Here is a 24,478-nt window from a genome sequence, read left to right on the forward strand (position 1 = left end):
TCGGGAGCTCCTGTCAGGCCGCGTGTGCCGCGAGGGTGAGGTAGACGTCGTCCAGGGTCGGTTCGCCCAGCGCCAGCTCGGTGGCCTCCAGGCCCACCTCGTCCAGCGCGCGGACCACGACGGCCAGCTCGCGCGACGAGGTCACCGGCGCGGTGAGCGTGTTGAGCGCCGGGACGGGCTGCATGCCGGCGCGTTCCAGGGCTCCCTGCGCCTTGGGCAGGTCGGAGGCGTCGGCCAGGGTGACCGTCACGGTCCGCTGGCCCACCTGCGCCTTGAGCTCGGCGCTGGTGCCGGAGGCGACCACGCGGCCCTGCGCGAGGACCGTGATGGAGTCGGCCAGCCGGTCCGCCTCGTCCAGGTACTGGGTGGTGAGCAGGACCGTCGTGCCGTCGGTGACCAGGCCCTCCACGACCTCCCACAGGCCGAGCCGGCCGGCCGGGTCCAGGCCCGTGGTCGGCTCGTCCAGGAAGATCACCTCGGGGTGGCCGACCAGGCTCGCGGCCAGGTCCAGGCGTCGCCGCATCCCGCCCGAGTACGTGCGGGAGGGGCGCTTGGCGGCGTCCGCGAGGTCGAACAGCTCCAGCAGCTCGGTGCCGCGCACCTTGGCCTCCCGGGTGCTCGCGCCGAGCAGGCGGGCGATCAGGACCAGGTTGTCCAGGCCCGACAGGCTCTCGTCCACGGCGGCGAACTGGCCGGTCAGGCCGATCCGGCTGCGCACCTGGTGAGCCTGGGTCACCACGTCGAACCCGCCGACGGTGGCCGTGCCCCGGTCGGGCGGCAGCATCGTCGTGAGCACGTTGACCAGGGTGGTCTTGCCCGCGCCGTTGTGGCCGAGCAGGCCGAGCACGGTCCCCTTGGGCACGGCGATGCTCACCCCGTCCAGCGCTTTCTGCGCGCCGAACGCCTTGACGACGTCCGACGCCTCGATCATCAGGTCGTTCACTGGTCCCCCCTCAGTACGCCGTGCAGGTAGAGCTCAACGAGCTGGTCGGTGTCGGCGGAGGTCTCGCCGAAGCCCTCGCCTTGCATCCGGTTGGTGAACACCAGGCCCATCAGCAGCCGCGCGGCCAGTTCCGCGGGGACTCGCATCCGGTGCGCGTCCGGGGTGAACAGCTCGGCGATGCGCGCGGAGAGCAGCCGCATCTCCACGGGCGGGCCCTTGTGCTCGGAACCCTTGCGGTGCGGGTCGTAGCCGGACTCGCGCAGCACGCCCATGAGCCGCCAGGTCCGGTCGAGGTAGCCCGACACGGCGCTGATGGCCCACGACAGCCGGTCGGGGAGCTGTTCGACCTGGCGTGCTTCGGCGAGCACGGCCAGTTCGGCGTCGACCGCCAGCACGGAGCGGACGCAGGTGGCGATCAGCTCCTGCTTGTCCTTGAACGCCCGGAAGACCGTCCCCTCCGCGATGCCCGCGGCCTGGGCGATCTGGCTGGTGGTGACGTTCGCGCCGTGCTGGAGCAGCAGGGGGGTGGTGGCGGCGACGATGGCCTCGCGACGATCTTCGACGCTCATCGCCGGTGCGCGCTTGCGGCGCTGGGTGGTGTCTTCCGACATGGTGCAACACTATGAGTGAGTCCTCACTCATGTCAAGGAGTGAGGACTCACTCATAACTTGTCCACAGCCCTGCGGACCCCATCCACAGATTCCGGAACAGCTCTTTCCCCGCAGCTCCGAGCCCTGCAACCTGGACACCGGAGATCAACCCCAGGAGGCGGGAAATGGCTTACAACGACACGCGGATCACGGTGTGCGGCACCGTCGCGAGCAAGATCGCCCACACCAAGGTCGGCACCGGGTTCAGCCGTGTCGGGTTCCGGATCCACAGCCGGGAACAGCGCTTCGACCGCGGGCGCGACGACTGGATCGCCGGCCCGAACATGTTCCTGATGGTCACCTGCTGGCGCGAACTGGCGGACAACGTGCACGCGTCACTGAACCGGGGCGACCCGGTGGTGGTGCACGGCAAGGTCCGGGTCAAGGAGTTCAACGACGCCGGCCGGACCAGCCAGTTCATCGACATCGAGGCCATCGCCGTCGGCCCGAACCTGGCGTCCTGCACGGCCCACCCGATCCGCGACGCCGAAGGCCCCATCGTCGTCCCACCCCGCAGGGAGGACGAACTCCCCCTCGCCTTCGCCGGCCTGTCCCTCAACCGGCCGGGCTCGGGCGGTCCTGACTCGGGCGGTCCCGATCCGGGCGGCCCCGACCCGAGCAGCCCCGACCAGAGCCGCCGACCCGGGCCAGGCTCACCGTCCGACCACGGCCACCCACCGGTATCCGGCCGCCCGCCCGAAGTCGGTCCGCCTCCCGAGCCGAACCTCTCCGGGCCGGCCGACCCGGCCAACCCGGCTCACCCTCCGGTCGGCCGACCATCGGAAGCCGACCAGCCCAAGGAGGTGTCGAAAGCACCCTTCTGACCACGCGGCCGCCACCCATCGGGCGCCCCTGTCGCCCCTGGCCACCCACGTCGTCGCGGCACCCCCCGCCCCACCGTCCCGAATGCGTCGGCGCAGGTCACCGGCCTCCGTGTCGGACCGGAGTCGGCGCGGCGGCCAATGCAGTCGTTCGGCGGCGCGATCCAGGCCGCTGGTCCAGTGGGTGGGCGCCGTCCCGGTGACGCAGCGCAGTGAGCGGGGGCAACGGAGGTGTGGTCCTGGGCCGTTCGGGGCATGAATGGTGGAAACCGGTCGGCGTGCGGACTCGGCACGGAGAATGCGCGTCGAGTGTCGTCGTCACGAGCATCGAGGAGGGAGGTCGTGGGCAGCCGCTGAGGCGGTACCCAGGGCAGGCGAGAGGGCTTGACACCGCAACGAGTTCACGCATCCGGCTGGATCCGCTGGTCACAGCGCCGCACCCGCGCGGCGGCGACGCGCTGTGACAGGAGTGGGTGACCCACGTTCGCGTTAACTCTGCGTTGTCCCCACCTTCGTTGCCGGCGTCCGAGGTACTTGCCCGATCGGCACCGCTCTACGATCGCGGGCATGGCCGAGTTCATCTACACCATGAAGAAGGTGCGCAAGGCGCACGGGGACAAGGTCATCCTCGATGACGTCACCATCATGTTCTACCCCGGTGCGAAGATCGGCGTTGTCGGTCCGAACGGCGCCGGTAAGTCGAGCGTGCTGAAGATCATGGCCGGCCTGGACACTCCGGGCAACGGCGAGGCTTACCTCTCGCCCGGTCACACGGTCGGCATCCTCCAGCAGGAGCCGCCGCTCAACGAGGAGAAGACCGTCCTGGGGAACGTCCAGGAGGGGCTCGGCGAGATCAAGGTCAAGCTGGACCGCTACAACGAGATCGCGGAGAAGATGGCCGTCGACTACTCCGACGCGCTGATGGAGGAGATGGGGCAGCTCCAGGAGGAGCTCGACCACGCGAACGCGTGGGACCTCGACTCCCAGCTGGAGCAGGCGATGGACGCCCTGCGCTGCCCCCCGCCCGACGCCGACGTCACGACCCTCTCCGGTGGCGAGCGCCGCCGGGTCGCCCTGTGCAAGCTGCTGCTCAGCAAGCCCGACCTGCTGCTGCTCGACGAGCCCACCAACCACCTGGACGCGGAGAGCGTCCTGTGGCTCGAACAGCACCTGTCCCAGTACTCCGGCGCCGTCCTGGCGGTCACCCACGACCGGTACTTCCTGGACAACCTCGCCGAGTGGATCCTGGAGCTGGACCGGGGCAAGGCGCACCCCTACGAGGGCAACTACTCCACCTACCTGGAGAAGAAGGCCGAGCGCCTCGCGGTGCAGGGCAAGAAGGACCAGCGGCTCCAGAAGCGCCTCAAGGACGAGCTGGAGTGGGTCCGGTCGGGTGCCAAGGCCCGCCAGGCGAAGTCCAAGGCCCGTCTCGACCGCTACGAGGAGATGGCGACTGAGGCGGAGAAGACCCGCAAGCTCGACTTCGAGGAGATCCAGATCCCGCCGGGCCCGCGACTGGGCAGCGTCGTGGTCGAGGTCGACAAGCTCAAGAAGGGCTTCGGCGACCGGGTGCTGATCGACGGCCTGTCGTTCAGCCTGCCGCGCAACGGCATCGTCGGCGTCATCGGTCCGAACGGCGTCGGCAAGACGACCCTGTTCAAGACCATCGTGGGGCTGGAGGAGCCGGACGCCGGCGCGGTGAAGGTGGGCGAGACGGTCAAGCTGTCCTACGTCGACCAGAACCGCGCGGGCATCGACCCGAAGAAGAACGTGTGGGAGGTCGTCTCCGGCGGCCTGGACTACATCCACGTCGGCAACGTCGAGATGCCGTCCCGGGCGTACGTCAGCGCGTTCGGCTTCAAGGGTCCGGACCAGCAGAAGCCCGCGGGCGTGCTGTCCGGCGGCGAGCGCAACCGGCTCAACCTGGCGCTCACCCTCAAGCAGGGCGGCAACCTGATCCTGCTCGACGAGCCGACGAACGACCTCGACGTCGAGACCCTGGGCTCGCTGGAGAACGCCCTGGAGCAGTTCCCCGGTTGCGCCGTGGTCATCTCGCACGACCGGTGGTTCCTCGACCGCGTCGCCACGCACATCCTGGCGTGGGAGGGCACGGACGAGAACCCGTCGCAGTGGTACTGGTTCGAGGGCAACTTCGAGGGCTACGAGAAGAACAAGGTGGAGCGTCTGGGTGCGGAGGCCGCGAGGCCGCACCGCGTCACCTACCGCAAGCTCACACGAGACTGAGCAGCGACGTCGTGGCGGCGAGGGGCGAGGCGCAGGCGGACGCCGAGGTGAGCACGCTGGTCGTGCCCGCCTGGCGGCTGCGTTGGCGGGCACCGGAGCTGGCTCTGGTGCTGGGCGAGCGTGCGGTGGCGCTCGCCTCCACCCGCCGTGACGAGGTCGACCGGTTGCGCGCGGAGTCCCTGGTGGTCTTCGCGAGCAACCGGATGGGCCGGGGCGTCAAGATCGCCGACCGCGCCCTGGACGCCCTGAAGGCGGCCGAGGCGGAGGCCGAGCACGAGACGGCGTGGCGCCTGCGGGTGGAACTGGCCGACAGCGCCAGGTCCGTGGGCGCGCCGCTGACCGGGTTCGCCGCCGTCCGCCCGGTCCTCGAAGCGCAGAGCGTCCCGGACGCCCTGCGCGCCTCCGCGCTCGTGCAGGCCAGCGAGTGCCTGGTCTCGGTGGGGCGCGGCAGCGCGCTCACCGAGGCTCTGGCGGAAGCCGACCACCTCTACTCGACCGACCCCGTGATGGACCACGACACCACCCTCCTGCTGCGCGGTCTGCTCCGCGCGGCGGCGGCCGGCCAGCACCGGCGCTGGGGCGACCTGGAGTCGGCGATCACCGCCGGCCGGGAAGGCGTCGGCCTGCTGGACCAGCTCACCGACCAGGCTTGCGACAGCGGCGAGGTCCGCGGCCGGCTCACCGTGGAACTGGTCTGCGCCCTGATGGACGCGGGCAAGCCCGCCGAGGCGTCCGAGACCGGAACGCCGTTCCTGGACCGGCCGGTGCGCGCGCCCTCGGCGGCGGCCGCGGGCTGGTTGCGGCTGGCCCTGGCGACCAGGGTCCACCTCCCCGCGGGTCGGGTCGACCAGGCCCGCGACCTGCTCCGCGACGCGGCCGACAACGCCGAACGCCACCAACTGGACACCCTGCTCGCGGAGAGCCTGCTGGCGCTCGCGCACGTGCACGAGGTGTCCGGCGACCTGACCGAGGCGCTGGCCAACCTCCGCGCCGCCCACGCGGCCGAGCGCCGCCGGGCCCGCGCCGTGTACGCCGTGCGCGCCCGCCTGGCCGCCGAGTTCTCCGGCGTGCACCGGCAGCCGACCGGACAGCACGACCAGTTGACGGCCCTGCTGCGCGAGAAGAAGCCGAGCACCACGCCCGCCGAGCCGCACCTGCCCCCCGAGGTCAAGCAGCAACTCCGCCAGTGGCGTCCGGTGCAGGTCCACCGCGCCGAAGGGCTGCGCGTCAAGCGCTCCCGCCGGGCCGCCGAAGACATGACGGTGGAAGGCATCTCCGCCGCCCGAGCCCACGCCGCCGACCGCTGGCGCCTGGTCCAGCCCTTCGGCGAACCCACGCCACCCCCTGCGGACCGCCCGCAAGGCCACACCCCCGACCTCCCCACCGCCCGCACCCCGGACCAGCAGTCCGCCCACATCCCGGACCACAGCACCGGCCACCCCCCGGACCGCCCCGTCGACCTCACACCGGAACACGCGACCGGTGCCGCGTCGGAAAGCCCGGCGGACCACGCAGTGGGCCACGCGGCGAACCAGTCCGCCGAGCACACCGGGGGCCGCCGCCGAGCCCCGGACCCCACTCCACCCCCCGCACCCCAGGCCGCTCCCGCCCAGCCGGTCGAACAGCCCACCCCGAACGTCCTCCCCGCGCCGCAGACGCCCCAGCGGTCGACGCCGCCGCAGCCGCCCACGCGATCGACGTTCCCCTTGTCGAAGGACTTGGACGCGACGGTGTTCGGCCGTCCCGAGCACGCGAGGAGCGGCGAGGCCCGCCCGCTCCCCACCCGCCCGCGCGAGCAGACCTACCTCGAACAGACGTACTTGGAGCAGAACTTCCCGGCTCCACAGGCGCCACAGCCCCAGCCCGCTCCGCCCGCGTTCCCGCCGCCGCACCACCTGCCGCCCGTTGCGGCCGACGTGCCGCAGCAGGCACCCCCACCCCCGACCCACCCGACCCCGACCCCCGCGGTCCCGTCGCAGCCGGCCGCACACCAGCAGGCCCCGAGCCGTCCGGTCGGCAACCAGCCGGTGGCGAACCAACCCGTCGTGGATCAGTCGGTGGTGGACCAGACGGCTCCGAACCCGGCGCTCGCGGACCCGTCGGCTGCTAGTCCGTCGACTGCGAATCCGCCGGTTGTGGACGAGTCGGTTGTGGAGCACGGGCTGCCGTCGTCGCTCCAGTCCGATTCCGCGCGGGCTGAGAGCAATCTGGCCAGGGCGTTCGAGCCGGTCCACCCGGATTCGCCGTTCGCGGCGCGGGCAGCGTCGGCCGAGTCACCAACAGCCGAGTCGCCGACAGCCGAGTCGTCGACAGCCGGGCCCCACACCGCCGAACCCATGTCCGCGACGGATCCGGTCCCGCCGACCACGGCCTCCGCCGACGTGTCGCCGTACGACGAGTTCGACCGGCCCGCCGCCGGTGAACGCAGTGTGCCCGCCGCCGGGTTGATCGCGGCTGCCGGCGCGGTGCGCAGCGGGCGTCGGCGGGCGGCTCGGAAGGCAGCGGGGGAGACCTCGGCGAACGTGGCTGAGCAGGTCGTGGTCCCGCAGGGATCGGACGGCGGGAACGTGCTTGAAACGCTCAAGGCCGCTGGTCTGCTGGATTCCCAACGCGCCGGCGGACGGCGGCGCGCGCCGGACGCGGGAGATAGTGGCGCCCCCTCCACACCCGATCCGCACCCAGCCGAAACCGTAGCGGCTGAAATCGCAGTGGCTGAAACCGCAGCGATCGACGTGGCGGCGACCGAAACCGCAGGGACCGACGTGGCGGCGAGCCCGGTCGACACCAGCCCGGACGAGACGGGGGACGGGCCTGCTTCCACAGACGTCTCGGCTGCTCGACACACCGGGAACACCCCCGGCTACGCCACCGGGCCCGCGACTGACCGCTCCACCGACTACGCCACCGATGACGCGGGCCGGTCGCAGGTCGACACGGTGTCGTGGCGGGTCGAACCGCCGTCCCGACTGCGGGACGAGCTGCCTTCCCGGACTCGCGACGAGGCTTATTCGCGGCTTCGGGACGAGGTTCCGTTCACCTCCCGGGAGGAGGTGACGTCGATCGACATGTTCGACTCGCCGACGATGGTGCGCCCGCCCGCCCGCGATGACGACGCCCCGCCCGTCGGCCTCGGTGCCGCGTTCGTCAAGGGCCCGGTGATCCCCACCGCGCGGGTGCCCGACCCGCCGGACTACCCGAACCTCACCACGCCCTCCCCGCCCAGCCCGCTCCCCGACCCGGTGCCGAACGTGCCCGAGCCGGACCAGGTGCCGCCCGTCCCGATCCCGGATCCGGTCCCGGACCCGGGACCGCAACTGCCCCCGAACCCCCACCCGTCGCCCGACCCGGACCACACGCCCGCTCCGGATCGCACGCCTGCTCCGGATCGCACGCCTGCTCCGGACCGCACGCCGGCTCCGAACCAGACGGTGGACCTGGGCCGGACGCTGGACCCGGACCAGACGGTGGGGCTGGAACACACGTCGACTTCGGAGCGCACGTCCGGCTCGGACTGGAGCACGGATACGGACTGGAACCCGGGCCGGGAGCCGTCGGTGGGCTCCGAGCGGTCGGCCAAGGCGTCGGACATGCTGGGCCCGTCGGAGTTGTTGCCGTCACCGGGCCCGTTCGACGCGGCCGGGCGGTCGGCGCACGTGGCCCGCTCGTCGCCGGGGACGTTCGCCGTCTCACCGCCCGCCTCCGCTCCCTCCCCGACCTCGGCATCGGCCCCGACTTCGACCCCCGCCTCGGTTTCGGCGTCGATCCCGCCTCCGGTGTCCATTCCGGATCCGATGACCGGCCAGGGACCTGCGCCCAACCCGCTGGGTCCCTCCGGCTTCCTCGGTCACGCCGATGTCGAGGCCGACGATCCCGCCCCCGCCGGGCCCACACCCGCACCGCTCGACAACAGTTCGTCGGACGGTGGCGCGTTCGGTGTCGGGTCGTTCGATGCCGGCCACTCCGATGCCTCTCCCAGTGGCCCGAATCCTTCGGACGGGAATCCGGCTGGTCCGCTTTCCTCCGGTCCGATTGCCGCCGACTCCATTTCGGGGGCTCCCACGTCGGCCGCTGCGGGCCACGTCGACACCAGGCCGGTCGACCTCGGGGTGGCTGGTTCCGGTGAGACCGCCGATGTGCTGTCCGGCGCTACTCCGAACGTCGGTACGCCGGGTGTCGACTCGGCGGCGGCGGAGGGTGCCGGGTCGGGCGGCGACGGTGAGCCGGCCGCCGGGGAAGAGCCGTTCATCACATCCGTGGTCGTCGGCGGGCGGTCGATCGAGTTGCCGCCGTTGATCGAGCCGCCTGCTCCGAGCGAGTCGCCGAGCGTCACGCGCGCGTCCCGCCGGCCCAAGAGCGACCTGAGCCTGGCGGAACTGCTCGCCGAGGCCCTGGTCGCCTACGAGGCCGGCCGGCGTGAGGACGAGGCGGCGCAGGCCGAGTCCGACGACTTCACCACGACCGGGTCTGGTGACGGCCTCACCGGCCAGTCCGGCGCCTTCACCGGCACGTCCGACGCCTTCACCGGCCGGTCCGACGCTTTCACCGGCCGGTCCGACGTGTTCGGCGGTTCGGCCGAACCGACCGTGCCGATCGTTCCGGTGGGTGTGCCGGAAACCGACTCGGAGACCACCGCGCCCATCCGCCGGGTGACCGGCGACGCACCTCGGTGGACGTTGCCCGAAAGCTGAGAAATGATTTGAGGTTTTACTGAGGTTTCCCGCGGGTAACAGCGCCGGGACGCCGAAAATAGCCGTGCCACGGTGAATTTTCCACTTTCCCGCAAGTGGCTCGATTCAGTGCGCAGGGTTGCTCCGACAGGGTGCCGCGCGTCTGGTTAAGTGGTGGCCGGACCCGGCACACAGAGGTGCCGGATAGCGTGGAGTCGCCTGAACATGACCTCGACTGGAGTCCCGTCCCGATCGGAGCTCGCCACCCGCCACGATGCCGGTGCCGGCCGCACGGCCAGTCCCGAACAAGCTCGTGACGAATTGATCGAACGGGCCGCCGCCAACGCCCCCGAACTGGCCGACCTGATCCGCCTGTACTACCGCCACGTCCCCGCCGAGGAAGTCAACGACGACGACCCGGTGGACCTGGTGGGAGCGGTCCGGTCGAACTACCAGCTCGCCGAGACCCGGGTACCGGGCCGGCCGGTGGTGCGCATCCTGAACCCGACCCGCGTGCACGACGGCTGGACATGTCCGGCGACCGTCGTGCAGGTGGTCACCGACGACATGCCCTACCTGGTGGACTCGGTCGCGTCCGAGCTGACCCGGGGCGGCGTGCAGGTGCAGCGGGTGGTCCACCCGATCGTGGTGGTCCGCCGGGATCCGGTGACCGGCGCGTTGCACGAGGTCCTGCCGACGGCCGACCCGGCCGACCCGCCGTCGGACGCGCTGGCCGAGTCGTGGATGTACATCGAGGTCGACCTGCTCACCGACCCGGACCGGGCGCGTGAGCTGGAGACCAAGCTGCACACCGTCCTCAACGACGTCCGTGAGGTCGTCGAGGACACCCGCAAGATGACCGGCACGGCCCTCCAGCTCGCCGAGCAGCTCCAGACCTCCCCGCCGCCGTTGAACCCGGCCGAGGTGGACGACGGCGCGCGCCTGCTGCGCTGGCTGGCCGACGACCACTTCACGTTCCTGGGCTACCGCCAGTACGAGCTGGTCCGCGACGACCCGGCGACCGGCGGCGAGCCCGCCCTGCGCGCGGTGCTGGCCAGCGGGCTGGGGGTGCTCAGGCAGGACAGCCTCGCGGCGCGCAGCCTCACCGCCGGGCCGGACGCGGGCGCGCAGGCGCTCTCGCCCGAGCTCCTGGTGCTCACCCAGGCCAGCGCCCAGTCCAGCGTGCACCGCTCGGTCTACCCGTACTACGTGGGCGTCAAGACGTTCGACGCGCAGGGCAACGTGGCCGGTGAGCACCGGTTCCTCGGCGTGTTCTCCACGACCGCCCTGCACGAGGACGTGCTGGACATCCCGGCCATCGAGCGCCGGGTCCGCGACGTCATCCACCGCGCCGGCTTCCCGCTGCACTCGTACTCGGGGCAGCGGATGCTGGAGGTGATCCAGGACTACCCGCGCACCGAGCTGTTCTCGGTCGACGCGGACACGCTCTACCAGAACGTGACCGGCGTGATCGCGCTGGCCGAGCGCCGCCGGCTGCGGCTGTTCCTGCGCCGCGACCCGTACGGCCGGTTCTTCTCGTGCCTGGTCTACCTGCCGCGCGACCGCTACACCACGACGTCCCGGCTGGCCATGCAGGAAGTCCTGATCGCCGAGCTGGGCGGGCTGAACCTGGAGTACAGCGCGCGCGTCGGCGAGTCCGCGCTGGCCCGCGTGCACTTCACCGTGCACACCGACCCGAGCCGGCAGATCGACACCGAGCCGGACACCGTCTACGTCCAGCAGTTGCTGGCCGAGGCGATCCGCTCGTGGGACGACCGCATGGTGGAGGCCGTCCTCGACGGCGACACCGCCGGCCAGGGCCTGGGCACCGAGTCCTCCTCCGAGCAGGGCCTGCGGTTCGCCGCGGCGTTCCCGGAGGCCTACAAGGAGGACTTCACCGCCGCCGAGGGGTTGGCCGACTTCCGCAGCATCGAGGGGCTGGCCCAAGGCGACCTGGCGATGCAGTTCTACGTGCCGCGCGACGCCGAGCCGGGCGAGCGCCGGTTCAAGCTGTTCCTCGCGGGCGAGCGGCTGACGCTGTCCGACGTGCTGCCGATGCTGCAACGCATGGGCGTGGTGGTGGTGGACGAGCGCCCGTACGAACTCGTCCGCGACGACGGCACCGAGTGCTGGATCTACGACTTCGGCCTGCGCATCGACCAGTCGACGCTGGACAAGCTGTCCCAGGACGACCTGGAGGTGGTGCGCACCCGGTTCCAGGACGCGTTCGCCGCCGCGTGGCGCGGCGAGGCCGAGGTGGACGGCTTCAACACGCTGGTGCTCAAGGCCGGTGTCACCTGGCAGCAGGCCGGGATGCTGCGCGCCTACGCCAAGTACCTGCGCCAGGCGGGCACCCCGTACAGCCAGGACTACATCGAGGACGCCGTCCTCGCGCACACCGAGGTCGCCACGGCCCTGGTGGCGCTGTTCGAGGCGCGGTTCGACCCGGCGCTGGACGACGCGCAGCGCTCCTCCCGCACGGACGCGTTGGCCGCGGAGATCACCGCGCTCATCGACGACGTGACGAGCCTGGACGCGGACCGCATCCTGCGCAGCCTGCTCACGCTCGTGCTGGCCACGTTGCGCACGAACTACTTCGTCCGCGACGCCAACGGCGCCCCGCGCCCGTACCTGGCCGTGAAGCTGGACCCGCGCGCGATCCCGGACCTGCCGCAGCCGCGGCCCCGGTTCGAGATCTTCGTGTACTCGCCGCGGATCGAGGGCGTGCACCTGCGGTTCGGGCCGGTCGCGCGCGGCGGGCTGCGCTGGTCCGACCGGCGCGAGGACTTCCGCACCGAGATCCTGGGCCTGGTCAAGGCGCAGGCGGTGAAGAACGCGGTGATCGTGCCGGTGGGCGCGAAGGGCGGCTTCGTGCTGAAGAAGCCGCCGACGCCGACCGGTGACCCGGGGCTGGACCGCGAGGCGTTCCTGGCCGAGGGCATCGCCTGCTACCGGCAGTTCATCTCGGGTCTGCTGGACCTGACCGACAACCTGAGCTCCGGCACGGTCGTGCCCGCGCCGCAGGTGGTGCGGCACGACGGCGACGACTCCTACCTGGTGGTCGCGGCGGACAAGGGCACGGCGTCGTTCTCCGACATCGCCAACGAGGTGTCCAAGTCCTACGGGTTCTGGCTGGGCGACGCGTTCGCGTCCGGCGGTTCGGTGGGCTACGACCACAAGGCCATGGGCATCACCGCCAAGGGCGCGTGGGAGAGCGTGAAGCGGCACTTCCGGGAGCTGGGCACCGACACCCAGACCGAGGAGTTCACCGTGGTCGGCGTCGGCGACATGTCCGGCGACGTGTTCGGCAACGGCATGCTGCTCTCCGAGCACATCCGCCTGGTGGCCGCGTTCGACCACCGGCACATCTTCATCGACCCGGACCCGACGGCCGCGCCGTCGTTCGCCGAGCGCAAGCGGCTGTTCGAGCTGCCGCGCTCCTCGTGGGACGACTACGACCGCGCGCTGATCAGCGCCGGCGGCGGCGTCTGGCCGCGCAGCGCCAAGTCGATCCCGGTCAGCGACCAGGCCCGCGAGGCCCTGGGGCTGCCCGAGGGTGTGACGAAGCTGTCGCCGCAGGAGCTGATGAAGGCGATCCTGCTCGCGCCGGTCGACCTGCTGTGGAACGGCGGTATCGGCACGTACGTCAAGGCGGGCGTCGAGTCGCACGGCGAGGTCGGCGACAAGGCCAACGACGCGATCCGGGTCAACGGCGCGGACCTGCGGGTCAAGGTGGTCGGCGAGGGCGGCAACCTGGGCCTGACCCAGCGCGGCCGGATCGAGTTCGCCCGCACCGGCGGCAAGGTCAACACCGACGCGCTGGACAACTCGGCGGGCGTGGACTGCTCCGACCACGAGGTCAACATCAAGATCCTGCTCGACGCGCTGGTCCGGGACGGCAAGCTCGACCAGGACCAGCGCAACGAGCTGCTCGGCCAGATGACCGACGAGGTCGGCGAGCTGGTGCTGGCCGACAACTACTCGCAGAACTCGGTGCTGGGCGTGTCGCGCGCCCACGCCGCGCCGATGCTCTCGGTGCACGCCCGCCTGGTCGCGGACCTGGAGCAGCGCGGCGTGCTGGACCGGGCGCTGGAGGCGCTGCCCAGCCCCGCCGAGTTCAAGGCGCTGGAGAAGGCCGGTGACGGCCTGACCTCGCCGGAGCTGGCGACCCTGCTGGCGCACGTGAAGCTGGCGCTCAAGGAGGAGGTGCTGGCGGGCGACCTGCCGACCATCGACGTGATGGCCCGCAAGCTGCCCGACTACTTCCCCAGCGAGCTGCGCGACCGGTTCGCCGAGTCGATCGCGGGCCACCCGCTGTCCCGCGAGATCATCACCACGGTCCTGGTCAACGAGGTCGTGGACGGCGGCGGCGTGTCCTACGCGTTCCGGCTGGCCGAGGAGATCAGCGCGTCGGCCACCGACGCGGTGCGGGCTTACACGATCGTGACCGCGATCTACGACCTGCCGGCGTTGTGGCGCGACATCCGCGCGCTGGACAACGTGATCCCGACCGACGTGCAGGACGACATGGTCCTGGAGACCCGTCGGCTGCTGGACCGCGCGTCGCGCTGGCTGCTCACCAACCGGCCGCAGCCGCTGGCGGTCGGCTCGACCATCAGCCGGTTCGCCGGGGTGGTCGGCGAGCTGGCGCCCAAGGCCCTGGACCTGTTGCAGGGCCGGGAGAAGGAGTCGGTGGTCGCGCACGTCGAGCGGCTGGTCGAGGCCGGCGTGCCGGTGGAGCTGGCACGGCGGATCGCGGTGCTGCTGTTCAGCTACGGGCTGCTGGACGTGACCGAGGTGGCGGAGCTCGCGGAACGCGAGGAGGGCGGCGTCGGCCTGGAGCGCACGCACCCGGAGACCGCGGAGCTGTACTTCGCGCTGTCCGAGCACCTGGACCTGGACCGGATGCTCAGCTCGGTCAGCGGCCTGGAACGCGGCAACCGCTGGCACGCGCTGGCCCGACTGGCACTGCGCGACGACTTCTACTCGTCGCTGCGCTCGATCACGATCGACGTGCTGCGCTCCAGCGAGCCGGGTGACCCGGCAGCGGCCAAGATCGCGGCGTGGGAACAGGCGAACGCCTCCCGCCTCGGCCGGGCCCGCGCGGCCCTGGCCGAGATCAACCGGGTGACCCGGCTGGACCTGGCCACCCTCTCGGTGGCCGCCCGCCAGGTCCGCAGCATGATCCGCTGAGCCGGTCGGGGTCCGGGCCTCCCACGAGCCCCGGACCCCGACCTCCCCCTCGGCCCCGCCGGAGATCCGGCGGGAACTCGTCGCGGAAGCTGTCGAGAACCGGTGCCGCCCGTTCGTCACCCGGACGACACGACCCTTCCGAGCACGAGGAGCGAGCATGAAGTACGCGATGCTGATCTGCGGTGACGACCGCCAGTGGGACGCGCTGTCGCCGGCCGCCGAGCAAGACATCATGAAGCAGGTCTACGCCTGGTTCGAGCGGTGGGAGCCGCTCGGCAAGATCGCCGACGGCGGCGTCGAGCTCCAGTCCGGCGCGACGGCGAAGACGGTCCGGGCCGGTGCGAACGGCGAACCGCTGATCACCGACGGGCCGTACCTGGAGCTCAAGGAGGTCGTCGGCGGGATCGTCGTGCTGGAGTGCGACGACGTCGACGAGGCGGTGCGGATCGCGGCCACCTGGCCGCTCGCGCCGGGGGTGAGCGCGGTGGAGGTCCGTCCGGTGGTCAGCCGCGACTAGGGCCGGTGCCGGGGCGTCGGCTTCACGGCCGGCGCCTCAGCTCGCCCACCCGGCGCGACATCAGCTCGCGCTCGGCCGGGTTGGTGGCCAGTTCCCGGGCCCGCTCCGCCGCCGCCAGCGCCTCGACCGGGCGGTCGAGCGTGGCCAGCAGGTCGGCCCGGGTGGCGTGCCACAGGTGGTACCCGGCCAGCCTGCCCCCGAGCGCGTCGACCTCGTCCAGCGCCGCACCCGGGCCCACGGCGAACCGCGTCGCCACGGCCCGGTTCAGCAGCACCACCGGCGACGGGTCCAACGGGTACAGCCGGTCGTAGAGCGAGCGCACGTCGGCCCAGTCGGTGTCCTCGTAGGAGGCGGCCAGCGCGTGCAACGCGGTGATGCCGGCCCGCGCCTGGTACGGCCCGGGTCGGCCCAGCCGCACCGCCGCGCCCAGCCGGAGCACCGCGCGTTCGATGGCCGCGGTGTCCCACAGCCGCCGGTCCTGATCGGCGAGCAGCACGATGCGGCCCCACGAGTCGAAGCGCGCGGCAGCGCGCGCGTGGTGCAGCTCCAGCAACGCGGCCAGGCCCGCGACCTCCGGCTCACGGGGCAGCAGCGCCGCGAGCTGGCGCGCCAACTCGACCCCTTCCCGGGCCAGCTCCCGCCGCTGGGCCGACCGGCCACTGGACAGGTAGCCCTCGTTGAACACCAGGTAGATCACCGCGAGCACGGCCGGCAGCCGCTCGGCGTACTCGTGCGGCCGGGGCACCTCGAACCCGATGCCGTGCTCCCGCAGCTGGCGCTTGGCCCGGGACAGCCGCTGCGCCATGGTCGGCAGCGGCACCAGGAACGCGGCGGCGATCTCGGCGGTGCTCAACCCGCCGGCGGCGTACAGCGTGAGCGCGACCCGGGCGGGCTCGGCGAGGTCCGGGTGGCAGCACGCGAAGATCATCGCCAGCCGGTCGTCCACGCCCGGTTCCGGCGGCGGCTGGGCCGCCACCAGGGCCACCTTCTCCCGGCCGACGGCGTCACGGCGCAGCCGGTCCAGCGCCTTGCGCCAGGCCGCGGTGACCAGCCAGCCGGTGGGGCTGTCCGGCACGCCCTCGTCGGGCCAGCGCTTGAGCGCCTCGGCCACCGCGTCCGCCAGCGCCTCCTCCGCCCGGTCGAAGTCGCCGAGCCGCCTGCTGAGCGCACCCAACATGCCGCCCGCGTCCGCCCGCCAGATCCGGTCGACCAGGTCGGCCACGTCATCCACCGCACCATGGTCGCACTCAGCCGGAAGAACCGTGACGATCACTGCAAAAGTTTGCAGAACATCCGCCCAGTCAACACGCGCCCAAAAACGCCCTGACCGAACTTGCTGAAAACTCTTGCAACGGATTTCATGGCCTCCGCACCCACGACCCCTTCGGGAAGGAACGGGCACCCCATGAGCCAGGACTGGTGGCGCGAGGCCGTCATCTACCAGGTCTACGTCAGGTCGTTCGCCGACTCGGACGGCGACGGCGTCGGCGTCGGCGACCTGCCGGGCATCCGCTCCCGCCTGCCGCACCTCGCCGACCTCGGCGTGGACGCCGTGTGGATCACCCCGTTCTACACCTCGCCGATGGCCGACGGCGGCTACGACGTCGCCGACTACCGCGCGGTCGACCCGCTGTTCGGCACCCTGGACGACGCCCGCGCGCTGGTCTCCGACGCGCACGCGCTCGGCATCAGGGTGATCGTCGACCTGGTGCCCAACCACACCTCGTCCGCGCACGAGTGGTTCCGCCAGGCGCTCACCGCCGCCCCCGGCTCCCCCGAACGCGCCCGCTACCACTTCCGCGACGGTCGGGGCGACCAGCCGCCGAACGACTGGGAGTCGGTGTTCGGCGGTCCGGCCTGGACCCGCGTCCCGGACGGCCAGTGGTACCTGCACCTGTTCGCGCCCGAGCAGCCCGACCTGGACTGGGACCGCGCCGAGGTGCGCGAGGAGTTCCTCGACGTGCTGCGCTTCTGGCTTGAACTGGGCGTCGACGGGTTCCGGATCGACGTCGCGCACGGCATGGTCAAGGCCGACGGCCTGCCCGACGTCGGCCGCACCGGCCAGCTCAGCCTGCTGGGCACCGAGCCGCTGCCGTTCTTCGACCAGGACGGCGTGCACGAGATCTACCGCGACTGGCGCAAGGTGCTCGACTCGTTCCCCGACCACCGGATCGGCGTCGCCGAGGCGTGGACGCCCAGCCCCGAGCGCACCGCCCGCTATTTGCGCGCCGACGAGTTGCACCAGGCGTTCAACTTCCACTACCTGACCGCCGAGTGGGACGCCGCCGCCCTGCGCGCCGTCATCGACGACTCGCTGGCCGCCATGGCCCCGGTGCAGGCCCCGACCACGTGGGTGCTGTCCAACCACGACGTGCGGCGGCACGCCACCCGCTACGGCAGCCAGGCCCGCGCCCGCGCCGCCGCGCTGCTGATGCTCGCCCTGCCGCCATGGCCCCGGTGCAGGCCCCGACCACGTGGGTGCTGTCCAACCACGACGTGCGGCGGCACGCCACCCGCTACGGCAGCCAGGCCCGCGCCCGCGCCGCCGCGCTGCTGATGCTCGCCCTGCCCGGCTCGGCCTACGTCTACCAGGGTGAGGAGCTGGGCCTGCCGGAGGTCCTCGACCTGCCCGAGGACGTCCTGCAAGACCCCGTGTGGGAGCGCTCCGGCCACACCGACCGGGGTCGGGACGGCTGCCGCGTGCCCATCCCGTGGACGGTCGACGGCCCGTCGTTCGGCTTCGGCGACGCCGCCCCCTGGCTGCCGCAACCGTCCGACTGGGGCGCTAGGAGCGTCCAAGCCCAGCAGGGCGACCCGGACTCGGTGCTGGAGCTCTACCGGGCGGCGCTCCGGATCCGCCGCGAGCACCCCGACCTGGGTGCCGGGACCCGGGTCGACTGGCTGGACGCACCCGAGAACGTGCTCCGCTTCCGCCGCGGCACCTTCACCTGCACGGTGAACCTGAGCGCCGAACCCGTCACCCTCCCGACGGACGGTGACCTCCTGCTCACGTCGGGTACGTGCACCACCGCGGGCCCGACGATCAAGGTGCCGGCGGACACCGCCGTGTGGTCCCACCAGCCGTAAAGTCACCCGATGTGACAGCACGGCTGAGTGAGATCGCCACCCAGGCGGGCGTGAGCGAGGCGACGGTCAGCCGGGTGGTCAACGGCAAGCCGGGCGTCTCGCCCGCGACCCGCCAGGTGGTGGTGGCCGCGATGGACGTCCTGGGCTACCAGCGCCCACCCCGGCTGCGCCGGCGCAGCGCGGGCCTGATCGGCCTGATCACCCCGGAGCTGACCAACCCGATCTTCCCGGCGTTCGCGCAGGTCATCGAGCAGGTGCTGACCCGCGACGGCTACACGCCGGTGCTGTGCACGCAGACGCCCGGCGGCTCCACCGAGGACCAGCTCACCGAGATGCTGGTCGACCGCGGGGTCACCGGGATCGTCTTCGTGTCCGGTCTGCACGCCGACACGACCACCGACATGGACCGGTACGTGAAGCTGGCCGGCCGCGGCGTCCCGTTCGTGATGGTCAACGGCCACACCGACCGCGTGTCCGCGCCGTTCGTGTCGGTCGACAACCGGGCGGCCGTCCGCCTGGCCGTCTCCCACCTGGTGGAACTCGGCCACGAGCGGATCGGCCTGGCCGTCGGCCCGCCCCGGTTCGTGCCCACCCGGCGGATGGTCGAGGCGTTCACCGCCCTCGGCCGCCCCGCCGACCTGGTCGAGCACTCCCTGTTCACGGTCGAGGGCGGCCAGGCCGCCGCCGACGCGCTGCTCGACCGGGGCTGCACCGCGCTCGTCTGCGGCAGCGACCTGATGGCGTTCGGCGCGATCCGCGCGGCCCGTCGGCGCGGTCTGCACGTGCCGCGGGACGTCTCCGTGGTCGGCTTCGACGACTCACCGCTGATCGTCTTCGCCGACCCGCCCCTGACCACCATCCGCCAACCCGTGGACAAGATGGGCCAAGCCGCCGTGCACGCCCTCCTGGAGGAGATCGGCGGCACCCCGGCCCCGCACGCCGAGTTCGTCTTCCAACCCGAACTGGTGGTCCGCGGCTCGACCGGAGCCACGCCCAGATGATCCCCCTCACCCCACCCGACACCCTCGCCCGCCGGATGCACGCCCAACGCCTCTACCACCCGGCAAGCACCCTCGCGGACCTCCTCGACTCCGTGTTCGCCTTGCAAGCACAGGACGTCCCCGCCCTGCGCCTGGCCGCACACGCCCGCGGCGTCGACACCCTCGACGGCCCGTTCGTGCGCACGTGGGCCATGCGCGGCACCCTGCACCTCATCGCCGTCGAGGACCTGTGGGTCCTGCCCGTCCTCAAGCCGTCGATCCTCGCCTCGACCAAGAAGCGCAGGACTGAACTCGGCCTGACCGACGACGTGTGCGGGCGTGGCATCCGCGCCCTCTGCGAGGTGGTGACCGAACCGCTCACCCGCGCCGAGATCGTCACCCGCCTGAACGAAGTCGGCTTCCCGCTCGACCCCGCCTCCCAGGCCCCCGCGCACCTGCTCATGTACGCGGCCGTGTCGAGCTTCCTGCACCGCGACCTGGACGACCGCTACCACCTGTTCGACGACGTGCCGTGGCAGGACGGGACCGTCGAGGACCTCTGGCGGCGCTACCGGCGGGCGTACGGCCCGGCCACCGTCGCCGACTTCGCCGCGTGGAGCGGCCTGCCCAAACGCGAACTGCGTGACCTGCCGGAGATCCCCGGCGAACGCGCCGACCCCGACGGCACCGCCCGGATGCTGGGCCACTTCGACCCGTACCTGCTCGGCTACAAGGACCGCTCCCTGGCCCTGGCCCCCGAGCACGCGTCACGCGTCCAGACCGGCGGTGGCTTCCTGACCCCGCACGTCGTGGTCGACGGCCGGGTCGTCGCCACCTGGCACAAGGCCCCGAGCGGCTTCGAGATCCGGCCCTTCCCCGACCACACCGTCCCCGACCTGCGCGAAGAGGCCGAGCGGGTGGCGGCGTTCCTGGGGACGGGTGCCGACTTAACCTGGCAGTAGCACGCGGATAGGGTCAACGCCACCGGAAGCTACCGCAGGAGGCGCGTTCAAGTTGGGTGTGTTCGTCACGGGTGTGCGTCCGCGCTGGTCGGATATGGACGCGTTCGGCCACGTCAACCACGCCAACACGGTGACCCTGCTGGAGGAGGCCCGGATAGACCTCCTGTTCACCGAGGCCGCCCGGCACGGCGTGCCGGACATGGCGCACGGCGTCGTGGTCGCCCGCCTGACGGTCGACTACCTGACACCGCTGGTGTTCACCGGTGACGAGATCGTGGTCGAGATGTCCGTGCGGGAACTGAAATCGGCTTCCTTCACGTTGGACTACTCAGTGCGCAACGGGCGGCGTGAGGGGAGTCCGGTGGTAGCGACCGCGGAGACCCTGATGGTGCCCTACAACCTGACGGCCGGACGCCCCCGCCGTCTCCTCGAAGCCGAACGCGACTTCCTCGCGGGCTGGCGAGCCGGAGGTAACGGTGCCTGACCTGGTGCTCGCCGATCCCGCCGAGCGGGACGACCTCGGCGCGTTCGTGGCCCGAGCGGTCCGCCTCGACGCCCAGGGCGTCGTCCGCCTGCGCAACCGCCCGGCCGGCGACCTGCTGGACGCCTGGGTGGCCACCCCGTTCGACGCCCTGGCCACCCGGACCGTCGCGGGCCGGATCACCCCCGCCGACGTCACGGTGTCCGGCAGCGACCTGCTGACCGGCCTGGCCGTGGTCCGCAGCGAAACGGTCGACCCGGGCCCCGCCCGCGACCTGATGTGGCGCTCGGCCCTGCCGCCCGCGCAAGGCTGGCTCCCGGTCGACCGCCTGCCCGGCAACGTCGTCGCCGAACTGGCCGAACAGGGCGTGGCCGTGGCCCGCGAGAACAGCGGACCGCACGGCACCCCGCCCGCGTCCCTGCTGGACCAGACCGTGCTGACGGTCAGCGGCTCGGGCCTGGACGTGAAGGTCCCCCTGCGCTGCCTGTTCGCCCTCTCCGGCATGGGCTTCCTGGGCGGCGACGACGTCCGCGTGACCGCCACCGACTCGTGGCTGCGCATAGACGCCCGCTACGGCGCCGTGGTCCGCCGCCGCCACTCGATGCTCCCCCTGCTCGTCTGACACCCGGCACGACGAGCCCCGAACACCGCCCCACCGGGCAACGTCCGGGGCTCGCGGGTCAGACGAGCCAGACGGCCGTGTCGGGTGGCAGCTGGTTGCCGTCCATCGGACCGCTGGAGAGCAGGACCTCACCCGGCGGCAGGGGCACCGGCCCACCGGAGGTGTTGAGGGCGCAGATCAGCCCGCCGCCCTTCCTCCGGAAGGCGAAGCAGCCGGCCGGCGCGCCGTACCACTCCACTTCCTCGCCGGAGATCGACGGGTGCGACTTCCGCAGCTCCACCGCGTGCCGGTAGAGCGACAGCATCGACTCCGGGTCCTCCAGCTGGGACTCCGCCGTCAAGCCCGCCCACTCGTTCGGCTGCGGCAGCCACGTGGTCACACCCTGCGAGAAGCCGAACGGCGGCGTGTCACCCTCCCAGGGAAGCGGAACACGGCACCCGTCCCGCCCGCGCTCCGTGTGGCCGGAACGCAGCCAGGTCGGGTCTTGGAGTGCCCAGTCCGGCAGCTCCACGTTGGGCAGGCCCAACTCCTCGCCGTTGTACAGGTAGACGACACCAGGCAACGCCAGCTCGACCAACGCCATGGCGCGCGCCCGTCGCACACCCAGCGAACCGCCGCCGTACCGCGTCACGTGACGTGTCACGTCGTGGTTGGAGAGCGTCCACGTGGCCGGCGTGCCGTAAGGCGCCACAGCGGCCAACGAGTGATCGATCGCCGTGCGCACCGCGTCCGCGTCGAACGCCGCCTCCACCAACCGGAAGTTGAAGCCCAGGTGCAGCTCGTCGGGCCGGATGTACCGGGCGAAGCGCTCGTCGTCCATGACCCAGATCTCGCCGACGGCCATGCGGCCCGGGTACTCGTCGACGACCTTGCGGATCATCCGGTGCACGTCGTGCACGGCGTCGTTGTCGAACCGGGGATCGCCCGCGACCACGCCCGGCCCCTGGGTCAGGACGCGCGGATCCATGTTCGGCAACCCGTAAGGCTTCGCCATCCCGTTCGCCACGTCGATCCGGAACCCGTCGACACCCCGGTCCAGCCAGAACCGCAAGGTCCGGGTCAGATCGGCGGGGACGTCCGGGTTGTCCCAGTTCAGGTCGGGCTGCTCGGGCGCGAACAGGTGCAGGTACCACTGGCCGTCGGCCACCCGCGTCCACGCCGGCCCACCGAACACGCTGGTCCAGTTGTTGGGCGGCTGCGACCCGTCGTAGCCCTGACCGTCGCGGAACATGTACCGATCCCGCTCCGCGCTTCCCGGAGCCGACCGCAGGGCCGCCTGGAACCAGGCGTGCCGATCGCTGGTGTGGTTGGGGACGAGGTCGACGGTGACGCGGATGTTGTGCTGGTGGGCCTCCGCGACCAGCCGGTCGAACGCGGCCAGGTCGCCGAACAGCGGGTCCACGTCGCGGGGGTCGGCCACGTCGTAGCCGTGATCGGCCATCGGCGAGGTGTAGAACGGCGTCAGCCACAGGGCGTCGACGCCGAGCAGTTCGAGGTAGCCGAGGCGGGACCTGATGCCCTCCAGGTCGCCGACCCCGTCGCCGTCAGAGTCCGCGAACGACCTGACGTAGACCTGGTAGAAGACGGCGTCACGCCACCAGGCGGAGTCGTCGGCGATCTCTGGTTGGAGGTCGGAGGATCGTCGCACGAGATGTCATCCTGCCACCCGCGACGCCGAACCCGCCCCCGTTCGGGTGATCAACAATCACACCCAGGCGTTCAGCAGGCTGTTCGCGGCCATCTCCAGGTACGCCCAAAGCTGGTCACGGTGTTCGGGCGTGATGTCCGCCTCGTCCACGGCGACCCGCATGCACCGCAACCACGCGTCCCGCTCAATGGGACCGATCACGAACGGTGCGTGACGCATCCGGAGCCGAGGGTGGCCACGCTGGTCGGAATAGGTGCGCGGCCCACCCCAGTACTGCACGAGGAACATCCGGAACCGCTCTTCGGCGGGCCCGAGGTCCTCCTCGGGGTACAGGGGCCGGAGCACCGGATCGTCGGCCACCAGCTCGTAGAACCGCGCGACGATCTTGTGAAACGTCTCGTACCCGCCCACCGCTTCGTAGAAGTTCTCCGCACTGCTCACCCCACCATCCTGCCACCCACCGAGACCACCGCACGCCAACAGAGGTGCGCCGGCACACAACCCACCCACCGCGTCGTGTCATCCCCGTATGGCCCGCGCGCCAGCGAACCGCGCTTGGCTGGTCAGTGCAAGCACGCCCTTCGCTTGCACTGACCAGCCAAGGGTGGGTGGGGTCAAGTGGTCATGGCGACGTGTGGGTGTTGACCAGGTCGTTGTAGACCTCGATTGGCTTGCGCCAGTCGAGGGTGTGGCGGGGGCGGCCGTTCATCTCGGCTGCGACCTTGTCGAGGTCGGCCTGGGTGTGGACGGACAGGTCGGTGCCTTTGGGGAAGTACTGGCGGAGTAGTCCGTTGGTGTTTTCGTTGCTGCCGCGTTGCCAGGGGCTGTGGGGGTCGCAGAAGTAGACCGGGATGCCGGTGCGGATGGTGAAGTAGGCGTGGCGGGCCATTTCGCGGCCCTGGTCCCAGGTGACGCTGCGGCGCAGGAACTCGGGCAGGGTCTCCATTTTTCGGGCGAGGAGGGTGGCGACGCGTTGGGCGTTGCGGTCGTGCGGGATGCGGACCAGCATGACGAATCGGGTGGTGCGTTCGACCAGGGTGGCGATCTGCGAGGCGTTGCCGCGTCCGATGATCAGGTCGCCTTCCCAGAAGCCCGGGACCGCGCGGTCGTCGGCCTCTTTCGGCCGGTCGCTGATGCGGACCATGTCCTTGATGTACTGGCGGGCGGCCGCCGGCCGGGTGCGGTCGACCCGCTGGACACGGCCACGGCGCAGCGCGAGTTTCAGTTGGGTGCGCAGTTCGCCCCGGGCCTGGAGGTAGAGGCTCTGGTAGATCGTCTCGTGCGACACGCGCATCTCCGGGTCGTCCGGGTGGTCCAGGCGCAGCCGCCGGCCGATCTGACGCGGCGACCACTTCTCCCGGAGTCCGGTGTTCACCGCATCGTGCAACCGGGCCGACGATTCCAGTTTACGCAGCCTGGGCCGCCGACGATTGTCCGCCGCCCGGCACTGCGCCCGCACCGCCCGGTAACCACGGCGGCCCCCGTTCGCGGCGATCTCCCGCGCCACCGTCGAATGATGCCGACCCAGAAGCGTCCCGAGGACACGGGTCGAACAACGTGCGTTCCGACTCAACTCCCGGGAGACCAGCTCCCGCTCCTCGAACGACAACAACGGGCCACCGGCCATACGAACGACCCCACTACTCGACGGGCGAGATCAAA

At 71.7% G+C, this 24,478-nt stretch carries 15 protein-coding genes and 1 pseudogene; 10 read left to right on the forward strand and 6 right to left on the reverse strand.

Annotation, left to right across the window (positions count from 1 at the left end; all coding sequences use genetic code 11):
* Nucleotides 1–13: 13 nt before the first annotated feature.
* Nucleotides 14–943, reverse strand: coding sequence for a daunorubicin resistance protein DrrA family ABC transporter ATP-binding protein (locus tag BN6_RS06495; protein WP_015098757.1), 930 nt, complete (start codon nucleotides 941–943; stop codon nucleotides 14–16).
* On the reverse strand, nucleotides 940–1,554 hold the full coding sequence (locus tag BN6_RS06500) for a TetR/AcrR family transcriptional regulator (RefSeq protein ID WP_015098758.1): 615 nt from the start codon (nucleotides 1,552–1,554) through the stop codon (nucleotides 940–942). The genes BN6_RS06495 and BN6_RS06500 overlap by 4 nt, the downstream gene beginning before the upstream one ends.
* Before the next feature lie 165 nt (nucleotides 1,555–1,719).
* Here BN6_RS06500 and BN6_RS41635 point away from each other — a divergent pair, with 165 nt between their 5' ends.
* The 5 genes from BN6_RS41635 (at nucleotide 1,720) to BN6_RS06525 (ending at nucleotide 15,036) form a co-directional block, all read left to right on the forward strand.
* On the forward strand, nucleotides 1,720–2,418 hold the full coding sequence (locus BN6_RS41635; protein WP_015098759.1) for a single-stranded DNA-binding protein: 699 nt from the start codon (nucleotides 1,720–1,722) through the stop codon (nucleotides 2,416–2,418).
* A 564-nt stretch (nucleotides 2,419–2,982) separates the two neighbouring features.
* Nucleotides 2,983–4,659: an energy-dependent translational throttle protein EttA gene (gene ettA / locus BN6_RS06510; RefSeq protein WP_041312149.1), complete on the forward strand. Its 1,677-nt coding sequence runs from the start codon at nucleotides 2,983–2,985 to the stop codon at nucleotides 4,657–4,659.
* A gap of 11 nt (nucleotides 4,660–4,670) precedes the next feature.
* The gene (locus tag BN6_RS41640) at nucleotides 4,671–9,347 is read left to right on the forward strand and encodes a hypothetical protein (protein WP_015098761.1); all 4,677 of its coding nucleotides are present in this window, start codon (nucleotides 4,671–4,673) and stop codon (nucleotides 9,345–9,347) included.
* 204 nt (nucleotides 9,348–9,551) lie between these two features.
* On the forward strand, nucleotides 9,552–14,519 hold the full coding sequence (locus tag BN6_RS06520; RefSeq protein ID WP_015098762.1) for an NAD-glutamate dehydrogenase: 4,968 nt from the start codon (nucleotides 9,552–9,554) through the stop codon (nucleotides 14,517–14,519).
* Nucleotides 14,520–14,676: 157 nt separating this feature from the next.
* Complete coding sequence (locus BN6_RS06525; protein WP_015098763.1) at nucleotides 14,677–15,036, forward strand: YciI family protein; 360 nt, start codon at nucleotides 14,677–14,679, stop codon at nucleotides 15,034–15,036.
* A gap of 22 nt (nucleotides 15,037–15,058) precedes the next feature.
* Here the strand turns inward: BN6_RS06525 and BN6_RS06530 are convergent, their stop codons facing one another.
* A complete protein-coding gene (locus tag BN6_RS06530) occupies nucleotides 15,059–16,267 on the reverse strand; it encodes an RNA polymerase sigma factor (RefSeq protein WP_015098764.1) in 1,209 nt (402 codons plus the stop codon).
* Nucleotides 16,268–16,441: 174 nt separating this feature from the next.
* Here BN6_RS06530 and BN6_RS50115 point away from each other — a divergent pair.
* The 5 genes and pseudogenes from BN6_RS50115 (at nucleotide 16,442) to BN6_RS06560 (ending at nucleotide 21,168) form a co-directional block, all read left to right on the forward strand.
* Nucleotides 16,442–18,123 (forward strand): annotated as a pseudogene (locus BN6_RS50115) (glycoside hydrolase family 13 protein).
* An 11-nt stretch (nucleotides 18,124–18,134) separates the two neighbouring features.
* Nucleotides 18,135–19,124, forward strand: a complete 990-nt coding sequence (locus BN6_RS06545) for a LacI family DNA-binding transcriptional regulator (protein WP_041312151.1) — start codon at nucleotides 18,135–18,137, stop codon at nucleotides 19,122–19,124.
* Nucleotides 19,121–20,065 (forward strand): winged helix DNA-binding domain-containing protein, encoded by a 945-nt coding sequence (locus tag BN6_RS06550; RefSeq protein ID WP_015098768.1) that lies wholly within the window; start codon nucleotides 19,121–19,123, stop codon nucleotides 20,063–20,065. The genes BN6_RS06545 and BN6_RS06550 overlap by 4 nt, the downstream gene beginning before the upstream one ends.
* A 52-nt stretch (nucleotides 20,066–20,117) precedes the next feature.
* Complete coding sequence (locus tag BN6_RS06555) at nucleotides 20,118–20,549, forward strand: acyl-CoA thioesterase (protein ID WP_015098769.1); 432 nt, start codon at nucleotides 20,118–20,120, stop codon at nucleotides 20,547–20,549.
* Nucleotides 20,542–21,168 (forward strand): hypothetical protein, encoded by a 627-nt coding sequence (locus BN6_RS06560; protein WP_015098770.1) that lies wholly within the window; start codon nucleotides 20,542–20,544, stop codon nucleotides 21,166–21,168. Before BN6_RS06555 ends, BN6_RS06560 begins: the two co-directional genes overlap by 8 nt.
* A 58-nt stretch (nucleotides 21,169–21,226) precedes the next feature.
* Here BN6_RS06560 and BN6_RS06565 read toward each other — a convergent pair whose 3' ends face one another.
* The 3 genes from BN6_RS06565 to BN6_RS06575 form a co-directional block, all read right to left on the reverse strand.
* Nucleotides 21,227–22,816 (reverse strand): glycoside hydrolase family 13 protein, encoded by a 1,590-nt coding sequence (locus BN6_RS06565; protein ID WP_015098771.1) that lies wholly within the window; start codon nucleotides 22,814–22,816, stop codon nucleotides 21,227–21,229.
* 57 nt (nucleotides 22,817–22,873) lie between these two features.
* The gene (locus BN6_RS06570; protein WP_015098772.1) at nucleotides 22,874–23,257 is read right to left on the reverse strand and encodes a globin; all 384 of its coding nucleotides are present in this window, start codon (nucleotides 23,255–23,257) and stop codon (nucleotides 22,874–22,876) included.
* Between the two features lie 181 nt (nucleotides 23,258–23,438).
* Nucleotides 23,439–24,443: an IS30 family transposase gene (locus BN6_RS06575; protein WP_015098773.1), complete on the reverse strand. Its 1,005-nt coding sequence runs from the start codon at nucleotides 24,441–24,443 to the stop codon at nucleotides 23,439–23,441.
* Nucleotides 24,444–24,478 lie beyond the last annotated feature (35 nt).

This window comes from Saccharothrix espanaensis DSM 44229, from assembly GCF_000328705.1.
GTDB classification, from domain to species: Bacteria; Actinomycetota; Actinomycetes; order Mycobacteriales; family Pseudonocardiaceae; genus Actinosynnema; species Actinosynnema espanaense.